Consider the following 13,572-nt stretch of genomic DNA (forward strand, 5'->3'; position numbering starts at 1 on the left):
CGCTTCGCGGGCCAGCAAAAAGGACAGACGCTCCAGGCAACAAGAGCTCCAAGATAAGACGTATCTCGACAAACGCGCCACCCGCGCGATGGCGCAGCGTCAGCGCGCCAGAAACGCACGCTGCAGTGTTGCCTCGCCTAGGCTGCGCGGATATTGGCGATGGCCGATGAGGAGGCGGGCCTAGCCGGCGAGCTTGCCGCCGATCGCAGCGGCCGAAGTGCTATTGAAGGCCACACCCACGCTCGACAGCAATGATCGCCAAGTCATCCTCGGAGCCGCGCTCGCGGCCATCCTGATCCAGCCAGTCTACGTCGTTCAAAGCGATATTCTGGCCGGGACGCTCGGGCCGGTCCCGGCTTGCCTGAAGCTCGCCGGCTCGCGATCCCTGTCGGTCTCATCGAAAAGCGACTTGCCGAAGTCATGGACGAGATGCGCAGGGCGAACAACCTTGCAGGCAACAGGCGATTGCTGAATGAGCTGACGGAGCTCATCCACTTCCAGCGATCCAGACGATTGATAGGCGGCGCGAGCTCCTGGAGGAGTGGGCCACCTACTGGAACGTGTTGATTGACACTCTCGGCCATTCCGCAGTGTTGCGGGCGGCCCCTAGTTTTGTCGCAAATGAATCGATTAGGTTTTCGATCACCAACCGGCCGGTAGCGCGAACGTCGGGTAGTTGCATCGTCGGTGTACCAAGTGGCAGCGAGATGACGCCGTGCGCAGCTGACAGCAGTGCTGTGGCCAATCGCTGCGCCAGAGCCGGGGTCGACCTAGCACCGTGGCTGGCCAGAAATTCCGCAACCGAGGTCACAAATATCTCGAATGAACGCCGAGCGATCGCGGTTTGGCCGAAATAGACTCCGTCGGGAAAGCGCCGGTCCTCTACCGTTCCCGCCATTGAATAGAGTGAGCGGAAGTGATCGGGGTTGTCCACCCAATAGTCGATATATGTCTCCAACACCCGCCGCAACCGCGCTTCGCTGTCGGAATTACGCGCGCGCACGCGCTCGAGTCGCTCGGCGACGTCCTCAAGGTTTTGCTGCTTCACGGCGAGCAAAAGCAGCAACTTAGTCGGAAAATATTTCAGGACGGTGCCTTTGGAATAGCCGATCGCGTCGGCGATCCGCTGGATCGAGACGGTGTCCAGCGTGCCGCTGGCGAATTCCCGGCGCGCAGTCTCGAGTATCAGCACCCGCAGTGCTTGCTTGTCGGCCTCCTGACGTGCGCGGTGCTGAAACCGCCGTGTAGATCCTTGAGCCGTTTTCGGCTGCTCGACATCGGTCATGAACAACTCCGTGGTCGCTTTCATGCCGCTTCACGAACGAAAAAACAACCGAGGCCGCGCTCACGATTTTGAGCCTTGCACAGATCGCCGTAATTGACTATGGTCAATTAACAATACATGGGAGGATCGGATGGCGACGCACGCTCTTGACCACGTTCGCAGTGACTTCGACCCATTCGATGCGAATACGAGGCGCGATCCCTATCTCACCTATCAGCGCCTACGTGGAGTGGGGCCGGTCGTTCGCCTCACGAAATACGACATCTGGGCGGTCCCGCGATACGCGGAGATAAAGGCCGTCTTCGCCGACCACACCAACTTCAGCAACGCCGGCGGATCGGGGGTCGTCAATTACTTCAAGCAAGCGCCTTGGCGACCCCCGAGCATCATCCTCGAAGTCGATCCGCCGATGCATACGCGCACGCGCAAGGTGCTGGCGCGCGTCCTGTCGCCAGGCGCGATGCGGCTGCTCGCCGACGAGTTCAAGCGCAAAGCGGTCACACTGATCGATGAGTTGGTCGATAAGGGATCGTTCGACGCAATTCGCGACCTCGCCGAGGTGTTCCCTATCAGTGTCTTTCCCGACGCGCTCGGCATAGATCAGGAGGGTCGCGAGAATTTTCTCACCTACGGCGCGATGGTGTTCGCGGGCTTCGGACCGGAAAACGGCTATTTTCGCGAGCTGATGAAACAGGCGCCCAGGGTATTGGCTTGGATCGAGGCGAAGTGCCGGCGTGAGGCCCTGGCCCCTGGTAGTTTCGGCGCTCAGGTTTATGAAGCCGCCGACGCCGGCGAGATCACGCTGGAAGAAGCAGCGCTGCTGGTGCGCTCCCTACTGTCCGCGGGGCTCGATACCACCATCAGCGCAATCGGCATGGCGCTCTACAACCTCGCGCGGCATCCGAAGCAGTGGGCGATTCTCGCCGCCGATCCTACGCTTGCCCGGTCAGCATTCGACGAAACGCTGCGGTACGATTCCTCGGCGCCTTATGTTTTCAGGACCACCCCGCACGAAACGGAAATTGCCGGTGTGCGGATCGGACGACACGAAAAGGTGCTGCTGCTGGTGGCCTCGGGCAACCGGGACGAAACTCGTTGGGAGCGGCCCGACGAACTCGACATCACGCGCCGCGTCGCGGGGCATCTCGGATTCGGTACCGGCATTCACGGCTGTGTCGGCCAGATGGTGTCGCGCCTCGAAGCCGAGGCGGTGCTCGCTGCGCTAGCAGCGCGCGTGGCGTCCATCGAGATCACCGGAGATGCGATCTACCGCGACAGCAGCGGCCTGCGGGCGTTGAGCTCCTTGCCCGTTCGCGTCACGACGAAGCAGGAGCGTAGATGACTGGACAAGTGGAACGGTCCTTTGCAGCGTCGGGCAACGCGTCGTGAAGGCCGTGCTAAGCCGCGACGCTGGTGATCCGGAGACGCTCGTGCTTGCGGAACTGCCCGAGCCTGTGCCGGGGCCGAAAGAAGTGCTCGTTGCGGTCAAGGCCTGCGGCATCAATTTTCCCGACGCCCTGCTGATCCAAGACAAATATCAGATCCGGCCGCCGCGCCCGTTTGCGCCGGGGTCGGAGATTTCCGGCGTTGTCGCGCAGGTCGGCGCAGGCGTCGTCCGCTTCCAGCCCGGCCAGCATGTCATCGGCCGGCTCGGCTGGGGCGGATTGGCGGAGCGGGTGGCCGTGCCCGAGGATCGCTGCATCGCAATCGATGCGGAAATGCCGTTCGAACAGGCGGCCGCCTTCATCTTCACCTATGGCACCGCCCATTACGCGCTGGTCGACCGGGGCGAGGTTATGCCAGGCGAGACGGTGCTCGTTCTTGGTGCCTCGGGCGGGGTAGGCATCGCCGCAGTGCAGACGGCGAAGGCGCTGGGGGCGCGGGTTATCGCAGCGGCATCGAGCGCGGAGCGGCTGGCCGTGGCGCTCGCGAACGGCGCCGAACGTGGTGTGGTCTATCCGCGATCGCTCGACAATAAGGATGCGGCACGCGCACTCGCGGCCGAATTCAAGGAGGCTTGCGGCGCGACCGGCGCCGACGTGGTGCTCGATCCGGTCGGCGGCCCTTATGCGGAGCCGGCGCTGCGGGCGATGGCGCGCAACGGTCGGTATCTCGTCATTGGATTCACCGCCGGCATCCCCGCCATTCCGCTCAATCTGCCGCTGCTGAAGTCGTGCAGCGTGATCGGTGTCGATTGGGGGGCGTTCGTTCGCGGTGATCCGGCGGGCGCGCAGACCAATGCTGCTTCCGCGCTCGAACTCTATCGCGCGGGAAAGTTGTCACCGCTGGTCTCCGAGCGCTTCACCTTGGCCGAAGCGCCCTCCGCCATCGCTCGACTCAAAAGTCGAACCGCCATCGGCAAGCTCGTCGTCATGATAGGCTGACAGAGGACCCAATCCGCCATGCCAATCCTGAAAGATCTCGCCGCACGTCGTCCCGCGAAGGTCGCCTGTCGGATGGCCGACGGCTCAGGCGCGCGGACCTTCGCGGAGCTGGACATGCGATCGAACCGCATCGCGCAGTTCTTCCTGTCGCTGGACCTTCGTCCCGGCGACGGCATTGCCATGCTGCTTGATAACAGCACGGCTTATTTCGAGTTGGCTTGGGCCGCGCGACGTGCGGGGCTTTACTACACGCCGATCAGCACGCACCTGAAGCAGAGCGAGATCGAGTATGTGGTGCGCGACTGTGGTGCGAAAATTCTGTTGGCAGACGAGCGGTTTGCGCCGGTGCTGGAGGCGCTTCCGGCAGACCTCCGCGCCCGTTGCGCTACCGTTTTCGTTGGTGCGGGCGGACTCGATGACCTGATCTCAACATTTCGAGAGGCCGTCGCCCTGCCGGTCGTGCCGATGGGCAAGGACTTTTTCTACTCCTCGGGCACCACCGGTCAGCCCAAGGGCATCAAGCAAGGGCTCGGCGAACCGCCGATGACCGGCGCAGACAAGGCGGAATGGAATGTCCGGTTATTCGGGTTTGGTGCTGACACGGTCTACCTTTCGCCGGCGCCGCTCTACCATGCCGCGTCGCTGCGGTTCTCGATGAAGGTGATCGACGGCGGCGGATCGGTCGTGGTGCTGCCGAAGTTCGAGGCGCTGGGCGCGCTCCGCGCGATCGAGACCCACCGGGTCACCCACTCCCAGTGGGTGCCGACAATGTTCGTCCGGATGCTGGCGCTCCCGGCCGAAGAGCGCGCCGTGTTCGACCTCGCGTCGCACCGCGTCGCCGTGCACGCGGCAGCCCCATGCCCGGTCGAGCTGAAGGAGCAGATGATGGCGTGGTGGGGGCCGATCATCTGGGAATATTATGCCGGTTCGGAGCGCAACGGTGTTTGCTGCATCTCGCCCCAGGATTGGCTCGCGCATAAGGGCTCGGTCGGACGCGCCGTGCTCGGCAAGATCCATATCGTCGACGATACGGGGCGCGAGTGCTTCGCCAATGAGACTGGTCAGGTTTATTTCGACGGGCCGAAATTCGAGTACCACGGCGATCCCGGCAAGACGGAAAAGGCGCGCACTGCGCAGGGCTGGAGCACGCTCGGCGACATCGGCCATCTCGACGCCGACGGCTTTCTCTATCTCACCGATCGCAAGGCGCACATGATCATTTCCGGCGGTGTGAACATCTACCCGGCCGAAATCGAGAACGCGCTTGTGCTGCATCCAGCTGTGGCCGACGCGGCCGTGTTCGGCCTTCCGAACCCGGACTACGGCGAGGAGGTCAAGGCCGTGGTGCAGTTGCAGCGCGGCCGAAGGCAGGACAGCGCCATGGCCGGAGAGCTGCTGGCGTTCTGCCGGAGCCGGCTATCCAACGTGAAATGCCCCCGCAGCATCGATTTCGTCGACGAGTTGCCGCGGCTCGACAACGGCAAACTCTACAAGACGGCACTCAAGCAACGGTACCTCGACGGCGGCGACGCCCGCTCGCATGTAATAAAGGGCTAAACGATGGATTTCAAACTCGACAAGGCGCAGCAGGATATCGTCGATCGGGCCAAGGCCTTCGTGCAAAACGAATGCGATCCGATCGAGAAGGATTGGCCGCTCAGCGACTACGATGTCGCGCCGGAGCTTATGACGTCACTGCGCAAGAAATTTCAGGCAGCGGGCTTTCGCGGCATGGCGATTCCGAAGGCCTCCGGCGGGCACGGTCTCGGCACACTGGCGAAATCGCTTGCTTTCGAGCAGTTCAAGCAGAGCTGGGTGCTCTACGGCAATGTCGTTACCTGGCCCGCGTTTCTCGATCCGCACCCGGCGCTCTACGAGGCACCGCGGGCGCAGCAGGAGCGCTACCTGTGGCCGATCCTGGAGGGCACGGCGCAGTACCACATCTGCATTTCGGAGCCGGATTTCGGCTCCGACGTCGCCTCGATTGCGACCACCGCGGTGCGCAAGGGCGACACCTGGGTCATCAACGGCGTCAAGCGTTGGTCGCCGGACCCGTTCCATCCGTTCCTGTTGCCGAACTATCTGCTCGTCTATGCCGTCACCGATCCGGGCCGCGGCGCCAAGGGCATCAGTACCTTTCTGGTCGACTGGCCGTCCGACGGAGTGACGGTCGTGCGTACCATGGAATCGGTGGCGCCGGGAACGTTCCTCGGCAAGGTCTGCGATCTCAAGTTCGACAACTGCGTCATCCCGGCCGAGAACCTGCTTGGCTTCGTCAACGAGGGGTTCCACTATGTGCAGGACCAGCTCAACCGCAACCGCGTCGTGATCGGCATGGGAGCCGTCGGCCTTGCCCAGCGCTGCCAGAACATTGCGATCCAATATGCCGGCGGGCGCAAGACGTTCGGCAAGCGCTTGGCCGAACACCAGGCGATCCAATGGAAGATCGCCGAGTCCGCAATGGACATCGAGACCGGGCGCCTGCTGGCCTACAAGGCGGCCTGGCAGATCGACCAGGGACAGGATGCGAGGCTCGAGGCCGCAATGGCTAAGGCCTATTGCCCGGAGATGGCCTGTCGCGTGATCGACCGGTCGATCCAGATCCTCGGTGGCATCGGCCTGCTAAAGGAAAGCCGATTGGGCGAGGCCTTCTTCCAGAATCGGATCAGCTTGGTGGCCGAAGGCAGTATCGAGATGATGAAACGAACAATCGCGCGCACCCTGTTGGGATAGTGCCCGAACAAGGGAGGATACGCCATGACAACATTCAAGTACCTTGCCGCGCTTGCTGGCGTGTTGCTCCTCGGCAGTACGTCAGTGCACACCGAACCCGTCAAAGTTGGAATCATCGGGCCGTTTTCGGGTCCGTTCTCGAATTTCGGTGAAGGCTGGAAAGCAGCTATCGACGCCTATCAGAAGCTGCACGGTAAAAGCGCAGGTGGCCAGGAGATCGAGCTGATTTTCCGCGACTTGACGGGTCCTAATCCATCCGAGGCCAAGGCGTTGGTGCAGGAATTGGTCATCAAGGAGAAGGTTCAGTATCTCGGCGGCATCGTCTTCACGCCCAACGCATTCGCGATCGCGCCGGTGGTGGAGGAAGCGAGGATACCGACGGTGATCTTCAACGCGGCCACCTCTAGCGTGCTCGACAAGTCGAAATACTTCGTCCGCACCTCGTACACGCTGCCTCAGATTACCGTGCCGATCGCGCGCTTCATGCTCGACGAGCACATCAACCGCGCGGTCACCATGGTGTCGGACTACGCGCCGGGCGCGGATGCCGAGGGCTCCTTCATCAAGACATTCGAGGCAGGCGGCGGCAAGGTGATCGAGAAGGTGCGCGTACCGCTCAAGACGACCGACTTCGGACCGTTTTTGCAGCGGGTGAAAGGATCGGCGCCGCAGGCCCTGTTTATCTTTTTTCCAGGCGGGCCACCATCTTATGGTGTGATCAAGGCCTACAAGGACAACGATCTCAGAAGTAGCGGCATCCGCTTTTTTGGCACTTCGGAGGCCGACGAGAAGGATCTCCCCGCCATCGGGGACTCCGCGCTAGGCCTCGAATCCGGGATGTTCTATTCCGGCGCGCACGCTTCAGCGGCCAATGAGGAGTTCGTCACGGCCCTGAAAGCGGTTGCGCCCACGGCAACAGCCAACGCCACCGCGCTCGAGGGATTCGATGGCATGGCCGCCATCTATCACATGGTCGACGCGACCAAGGGGCAGCGCAATCCGGATGCCGCGATGGCCGCGATCCGCCGCTTCGCCTGGGAGAGCCCCCGCGGACCTGTGCGCATCGATCCCGAGTCCCGTCACATTGTCCAGAACGTCTACATCCGCAAGGTCGAGAAGGGTGCCGATGGCAAGCTGTTCCACAAGGAGTTCAAGACCTACGAGCAACAGCCCGACTATGGCCGCGCCGATACGAAGTGAATCAGATCCCAACCAGCTTTAGCCGAGGACGCCGCGCGTGACCCTGTTCGCCAGCATTCTGGTCGACGGCACTGCTTATGCCATGATCCTGTTCATGATAACGGTGGGCCTGTCGATCACGCTCGGCCTAATGCATGTGGTGAACATGGCGCATGGCGCGTTCGCGATGCTCGGCGGGTTCGCCGCGGTCGAGCTCATGAGACGGGTGGGCCTGCGCTTCGAACTCGCGCTCGTGCTCGCCGTCATCGCTAGCGCGATAGTGTCGGTACCGATCGAGCGCCTCGTGATTTCGCGGGTCTATGGCCGACCCGAGCTCGACCAGGCACTTCTCACTATCGGGGTCGCGTTCGTCGCGATCGCGCTGGTCAATCTTTGGCTCGGCGCGTCGTTCTCCTCGATCGATCTGCCGGACTGGCTGTCCGGACCAGTCGATCTCGGCTTTCGGTCGTTCCCGCGTCACCGGGTGGCTGTGATCGTGCTCGGATGCCTCGTCAGCACCGCGCTGTGGCTGTTCATCGAGCGGTCGCGGTTCGGTATCAAGCTACGGGCCGCCGTGGACAATCCCGGCATAGCCCAGTCGGTCGGCATCAACACCACGATGCTCTATTTGCTGGCGTTCGCGATCGGCGCGGGGTTGGCCGCGCTTGGCGGCATCGCGGGTGCCGAGCTGCTACCGATGGAAGCGAACTATCCGGTGAAGTACCTTGTCCTTTTTCTCGCCGTCGTCTCCGTCGGCGGTCAGGGCACCTTATTCGGAACTTTCCTGGCGGCGTTGCTGCTCGGCCTAGTCGACACCGCCTCGAAGTATCTGCTGCCCGGTATAGCATCGATCTCATTCTATCTCACTATGCTGCTTGTGCTGGCGTTGCGGCCGCAGGGCCTGCTCGGCAGAAAGGATGTTGCGTGATGGCAGACATCGCTAGTAGCCGCGCGCGCGCGGCACCTGTGCGCTGGCGCGCGGTCGCCAGCCCTGAATTCGCTGTCGTCGCGGTCGGCCTGGTGGCTGCCATCGTCTTTCCGGACGATCTGGGCTTCATCACGCGGATCAACATCATGGCGATCTTCACGCTTTCGATGGCGCTCGTGGTCGGGCAGGCTGGGATCGGAACGATGGGGCAAGCCGCGATGTTCGGTAGCGGCTCGTACGCCACGGCGTTGTGGGCACTTCACGTTTCCCCGGAACCGCTCAGCGGGATTTTCATCGGTGCACTTGCGGGCGCCGGGGTGGCCGCAGCCAGCGGGATCCTGATGTTGCGCACCCGCGGCCTCACTTTTATCATGGTGTCGATCGCGTTCGCACAGGTGCTGCTCGAGATCGCGAACAAGGCCGCATTCGTGACCGGCGGCGACGACGGGCTGGCAGACATTCCGGTCAATCCGATCTTCGGTGTCATCGCGTTTGATTTTCACGGCCGGGCCGGCTTCGGCTATACGTTGGCCGTCCTCGTCGCCGTGTATTTCTGCCTTCGGCGTCTCGTAGCCTCGCCGTTCGGCCTGACCTGCCGGGGCATCATGGGAGACCGCGTGCGCATGCGCGCGATCGGCGCCCCCGTGGTCCGCCATCTGCTCTGCGTTTATGCTGTCGGCGGCGCAGTCGCCGGAATCGCGGGGGGACTGTCGGCGCAGACCACACAGGTGGTTGGCCTCAGCAATCTCGGGTTTGAACTTTCCGCCGAAGGCCTGGTGATGCTGGCGATCGGCGGAGTGGGCCATCTCGCTGGCGCACTCTTGGGCGTACCGGTCTTCATGATCGTCCGCCACGTCACCGCGACCATCAATCCCTATCATTGGCTGCTGGTAATCGGCGTGTTGCTGGTGGTCACGGTGCTGTTTCTGCCGGGAGGCCTCTACCGCATAGTCGACAAATGGCGCCGCCACGCCGAGCGGAGCAGCTGATGACCGAGCGGCTTCGACTCAGCGGCCTGACCAAATCGTTCGGAGGCCTGACGGTCGCCTCCCAGATCGACCTCTCGCTCAACAGCGGCGACCGCGCGGCGCTGATCGGTCCCAATGGCGCCGGCAAGACCACGTTGGTTAATCTCATAAGTGGGGCGCTGGCTGCGTCGAGCGGCGACATCCATCTCGACGGCGTCCGGATGAATGCACTTGACCAGGCGTCGCGGAGCCGCCTCGGCATCGTGCGAACGTTTCAAGTCAGCCGACTCTGCCGCGACCTGAGCGTCCTCGAGAACGTGTCGTTGCCCCTGATCCAGCGCCACGGCGCAGCCTTCCGACTCTGGCCCTCGGCGCGTCGCGACCGTGCCATCGAAACCGAGGCAATCGCCCTGCTCGAACCGCTGGGCCTTGCTGATAGGGCTGGCCGACGAGTGGGCGAACTCGCCTATGGCGAGCAGCGACTCGTTGAGATCGCTATCGCCCTAGCGCCGAAGCCGCGCGTCCTGCTGCTGGACGAACCCGCGGCCGGAGTTCCGGAAGGCGAGTCCGGCGTCATCCTCGATCTGCTTTCACGGCTGCCGGCCGACCTGCCGATCCTGTTGATCGAGCACGACATGGAACTCGTGTTCCGCTTCGCTCGCCGCGTCATCGTTCTCGTTGCTGGTGCCATCCTGTTCGAAGGCACGCCCGCGGAGGTAGCCGACAATCAGCAGATCCGCGAGATATATTTCGGGAGGGCGGGCCATTGAGTCTCGAAGTGGGTGAACTTCGGGTCGAGAACCTGCGCGGCGGCTATGCAGGAACGCTGGTGCTCGACGGCATTTCGTTTCGCGTCGGCGCTGGCGGCAAGCTCGGCGTGCTCGGCCGCAACGGCGTCGGCAAAACCACGATGTTCGCCTGCATCATGGGGCTGGCTCAGATTCACAGCGGCCGCATCACATTAGGCGGAACAGATATCGTAACACTCCCGACATGGCGGCGGGCTCGCGCTGGCCTCGGCTACGTGCCGCAGACCCGGGACATCTTCAAATCGCTTAGCGTTGAGGAAAATCTCCTGAGCGCGGTCCGCACCTCCGATGACGACAAGCGCGTGGAGGCGGCGTTCGCGCTCTTTCCGCGGCTGCGTGAGCGGCGCAACAATAACGGGATGCAGCTGTCCGGCGGCGAGCAGCAAATGCTCGCGGTGGCGCGAGCCACGATTTCAGGTCCAAAGCTTCTCTTGATGGACGAGCCCATGGAGGGGCTCGCGCCACGGCTTCGCGACGAATTGATGGATGCGATCCGCAACATGGTGGGGCTGTCGGGGATCGGCTGCATTCTCGTCGAGCAGCATGTCGACGTGGTGTTGGACTTCGCCGACGACGTTCTCATTCTCGAGCGTGGCAAGCCGGTATTTTTGGGAGCAGCGAATGAACTTAGGGAAGATCCCACGATCCTTAATCAAGCGATCGGCTTCGAAAAGACGCCACGGTAGGGAATCGGTCGCGGCGATGCGGTGACGCTCGTGCCTGTGCATGAGATGTTGACCGCGCAGCAAGCTGCCGACATCCTGAATGTCTCACGTCCGTTTCTGATCTCGCTGCTTGAGAAGAACGAAATTCAGCACGTGACAGTGGGGCGTCATCGCAGGATTAGGGCAGAGGACCTATTCGCCTATAAGCGCACGCGTGATGAGAAGCGAGGCAACGCGCTTGCGAATCTCGCCGAGCTGGACGCGGAGCATCTGTAAGCTCGTTTGCAAACCGTTTCACCGCGTTCGTAGATGCGTGCTCGCTTGCGAGCGCGCTCAAAAGGAACCTGCTGCTCTCCGTGGCGGAGGCAGAATTTTATCGTCTCCGTTGGTCGAGCCGCGTTCTGGATGAGACCGAAGCAGCTATCGCGGAAATCTTGAGCGGCAAAGGCTTTGACGATGCAGCGGCGCGCGCCGAGTGGGCGCGCGCCAGCATGGAAGCTGCCTTCGAAGACGCTATGGCTACAGATTTTGACAACTTCTTGCCGGTTGCGGCGGGTCTGCCCGACCCCGGCGATCACCACGTTGTTGCTGCGGCGGCTAAAACGCAAGCGGCAATGATCGTAACCTTAAGGACTTTCCGGCGGCAGTTCTTATCGACCTGAATATGGAGGCTAAATCCGCCCACGCTTTCATTGCGGATACCATTGCACTCGACGAAGCTCGCGCCGTTGCAGCCATTCGGCGTATGCGCGAACGCTTCAAAAAACCGGAAATGACGCCAGGGGAGCTATTGCTCGTGATGGAGGCTGCGGGACTAATCGAAACGGTTGACCTGCTGAGGCCACACGTCGAATCGCTCTCTAATCGAACGAAGTCCCACAGCTGCAGTGAGCGGTTCGGTCCACCGCGACTTCGCCTGACTGGAAAACCGACGCGAACCAGATGTGTAATTCAAAGTCGTCCATAATGAAAGTTATGCAACCAAAAACACCAGCAAGTCCAACAAGGCTCTGCACCGAGCAAGAGCGTCGCGAAGGCGATGCGTTTTCTTTTGTCGCCGGAGGCAAGTTTCATCACCGGCAGACAACACGACCCCGAAGCCGAACGTGACGTCCTGAGGGTGCTTTTGGCGGCCTCACTCCGCGGCTTCAGCGGGATGGCTTTTAAGCTCCGCAAACTTCGCGACCATCGTCGGATTATCCCGGGTCAGCTTCTTGATCGTCACGTCCTGCGCCTTGTCGTTCGCGAGGCGCAGGTTGCGGTCCGCGCCGATCAACGCATCCTTCGTCTTCTGCAGATGATCGATAGACTTATCGATCTCAGCGATCGCCGTCTGGAAGTGCCTGGAAGCAAGATCGTAGTTCTTCGAGAATGCGGTCTTGAACGTCTCGAGCTGGCTCTCAAACTGAGTGATGTCGATATTCTGTGCCTTCACGAGCGCTAGCTCGGTCTTGTACTTGAGTGAGTTGATCGCCGCATTCCGCAGAAGCGTAATCATCGGCAGGAAGAACTGCGGTCGGATGACATACATTTTCGGGTAGCGGTGGAAGACGTCGACAATGCCGGCGTTGTAGAGTTCACTGTCCGGTTCGAGCAATGAGACCAGGATGGCGTATTCACAGCCCTTCTCGGTCCGATCTCGATCGAGTTCCTTAAGGAAGTCCTCGTTCTTGCTCTTCGTTGCGGTCCTGTCGCTTTCGTTCTTCATCTCAAACATGATCGAGATGATCTCGGTGCCGGCCTCGTCCGAGTCGCGGAAGATGTAATCGCCCTTGCTGCCGGTCCGCGCGTCGTTGTCTTTCTCAAAATAGGCCCGCGGAAAGGCCATCGACCGCACCCGATTGAACTCGGTGTCGCAGTGTTGTTCAAGGGTCTCGCCAACCATCTTGGTTGATAGACGGGCCTTCATATCTTTAAGGCGTTCGATAGCGTCATCGCGATCCTTGATCTGCGTTTCGTACTTGTCCTTGAGCGACTGTTCAGAGAGCTGCTTTTCAAGCTGTACCTGCTTGATACCGTTTTTCAGCTCATCGCGCTCCTTCTCGATGGCGCCGACCGCTTCAGTCACCGCGAGCTTCTTCTCAAGCTCGACGGCCTGGAGCTTGGCCTTCAGCTCTTGGATTTCGTTTTCTTTAGCAGCAGAGATTTTGTGCTGCTCGCTCGCCATGAGCGCTTCAGCAAGCTCCGAGGCCGCTTTCTTTTCGCGCTCGGACTGGGCAAGCGCGTTCGCGAGCGTGTCACGCTCCTTTTCCACGGCACTGAGCGCTTCCGTGACAGCAAGCTTCTGAGCGACCTCACTTCCCTCAAGCTTGGACTTCAACTCCTGGATTTCGGCGTCTTTGGCAGCTGCGGTCTTCTGCAGATCGCTGCTGACCCTGGCCTTGGCCAGCTCCACCGCGCTTTGCTTGTCGCGCTCGGCCAATTCCAGCCGTTCGTGCAGTTGTTTCTCGAAATCGGCGTCACGCACCTGCTTCAGAATGTCAGCATAACCGGATTCTTCGACCTTGAAGGCCTTCTCACAGTGGGGACAGATGATGTCGTGCATGGTTCCTGTCCGGATCGGGTCAACTGCTGTTGTTATTCAAGGAGTGGCCACGGGCTGGCGGAATCAACCTGCCTGC

General features: G+C 61.6%; 12 protein-coding genes and 1 pseudogene. 11 read left to right on the forward strand and 2 right to left on the reverse strand.

Translation table 11 applies throughout. The features are described from left to right. Positions 1-550: 550 nt before the first annotated feature. Positions 551-1,285, reverse strand: a complete 735-nt coding sequence (locus tag IVB23_RS28100) for a TetR/AcrR family transcriptional regulator (RefSeq protein WP_247800796.1) — start codon at positions 1,283-1,285, stop codon at positions 551-553. 130 nt (positions 1,286-1,415) lie between these two features. Here IVB23_RS28100 and IVB23_RS28105 point away from each other — a divergent pair, with 130 nt between their 5' ends. The 11 genes and pseudogenes from IVB23_RS28105 (at position 1,416) to IVB23_RS28155 (ending at position 11,613) form a co-directional block, all read left to right on the forward strand. Beyond that, on the forward strand, positions 1,416-2,627 hold the full coding sequence (locus IVB23_RS28105) for a cytochrome P450 (RefSeq protein ID WP_247800797.1): 1,212 nt from the start codon (positions 1,416-1,418) through the stop codon (positions 2,625-2,627). A 43-nt stretch (positions 2,628-2,670) separates the two neighbouring features. Then, positions 2,671-3,669 carry an NADPH:quinone oxidoreductase family protein gene (locus IVB23_RS28110; RefSeq protein WP_346659118.1) on the forward strand — a complete coding sequence of 333 codons (999 nt, stop codon included), beginning with the start codon at positions 2,671-2,673 and terminating at the stop codon, positions 3,667-3,669. A gap of 72 nt (positions 3,670-3,741) precedes the next feature. Further along, positions 3,742-5,226 carry an acyl-CoA synthetase gene (locus IVB23_RS28115; RefSeq protein WP_247800799.1) on the forward strand — a complete coding sequence of 495 codons (1,485 nt, stop codon included), beginning with the start codon at positions 3,742-3,744 and terminating at the stop codon, positions 5,224-5,226. Positions 5,227-5,229: 3 nt separating this feature from the next. Then, positions 5,230-6,402 (forward strand): acyl-CoA dehydrogenase family protein, encoded by a 1,173-nt coding sequence (locus IVB23_RS28120; RefSeq protein WP_247800800.1) that lies wholly within the window; start codon positions 5,230-5,232, stop codon positions 6,400-6,402. Between the two features lie 24 nt (positions 6,403-6,426). After that, a complete protein-coding gene (locus IVB23_RS28125) occupies positions 6,427-7,602 on the forward strand; it encodes an ABC transporter substrate-binding protein (RefSeq protein WP_247800801.1) in 1,176 nt (391 codons plus the stop codon). A gap of 37 nt (positions 7,603-7,639) precedes the next feature. Then, a complete protein-coding gene (locus IVB23_RS28130; protein WP_247800802.1) occupies positions 7,640-8,509 on the forward strand; it encodes a branched-chain amino acid ABC transporter permease in 870 nt (289 codons plus the stop codon). Next, positions 8,509-9,498, forward strand: coding sequence for a branched-chain amino acid ABC transporter permease (locus IVB23_RS28135; RefSeq protein WP_247804979.1), 990 nt, complete (start codon positions 8,509-8,511; stop codon positions 9,496-9,498). Before IVB23_RS28130 ends, IVB23_RS28135 begins: the two co-directional genes overlap by 1 nt. After that, on the forward strand, positions 9,498-10,247 hold the full coding sequence (locus tag IVB23_RS28140) for an ABC transporter ATP-binding protein (protein ID WP_247800803.1): 750 nt from the start codon (positions 9,498-9,500) through the stop codon (positions 10,245-10,247). The genes IVB23_RS28135 and IVB23_RS28140 overlap by 1 nt, the downstream gene beginning before the upstream one ends. Next, entirely contained in the window at positions 10,244-10,972 is a 729-nt protein-coding gene (locus IVB23_RS28145) for an ABC transporter ATP-binding protein (RefSeq protein WP_247800804.1), read from the forward strand. The genes IVB23_RS28140 and IVB23_RS28145 overlap by 4 nt, the downstream gene beginning before the upstream one ends. 3 nt (positions 10,973-10,975) lie before the next feature. Then, a pseudogene (locus IVB23_RS28150) lies at positions 10,976-11,227 on the forward strand (helix-turn-helix domain-containing protein); the annotation flags it as partial. 80 nt (positions 11,228-11,307) lie between these two features. Continuing rightward, positions 11,308-11,613: a PIN domain-containing protein gene (locus IVB23_RS28155; protein ID WP_247800806.1), complete on the forward strand. Its 306-nt coding sequence runs from the start codon at positions 11,308-11,310 to the stop codon at positions 11,611-11,613. A 473-nt stretch (positions 11,614-12,086) separates the two neighbouring features. On the opposite strand, the gene IVB23_RS28160 is transcribed toward IVB23_RS28155, so the two are convergent. Beyond that, positions 12,087-13,496 carry a DUF2130 domain-containing protein gene (locus IVB23_RS28160; protein ID WP_247800807.1) on the reverse strand — a complete coding sequence of 470 codons (1,410 nt, stop codon included), beginning with the start codon at positions 13,494-13,496 and terminating at the stop codon, positions 12,087-12,089. Between the last annotated feature and the right edge of the window lie 76 nt (positions 13,497-13,572).

This window comes from Bradyrhizobium sp. 191 (assembly GCF_023100985.1).
Lineage (GTDB): Bacteria > Pseudomonadota > Alphaproteobacteria > Rhizobiales > Xanthobacteraceae > Bradyrhizobium > Bradyrhizobium diversitatis.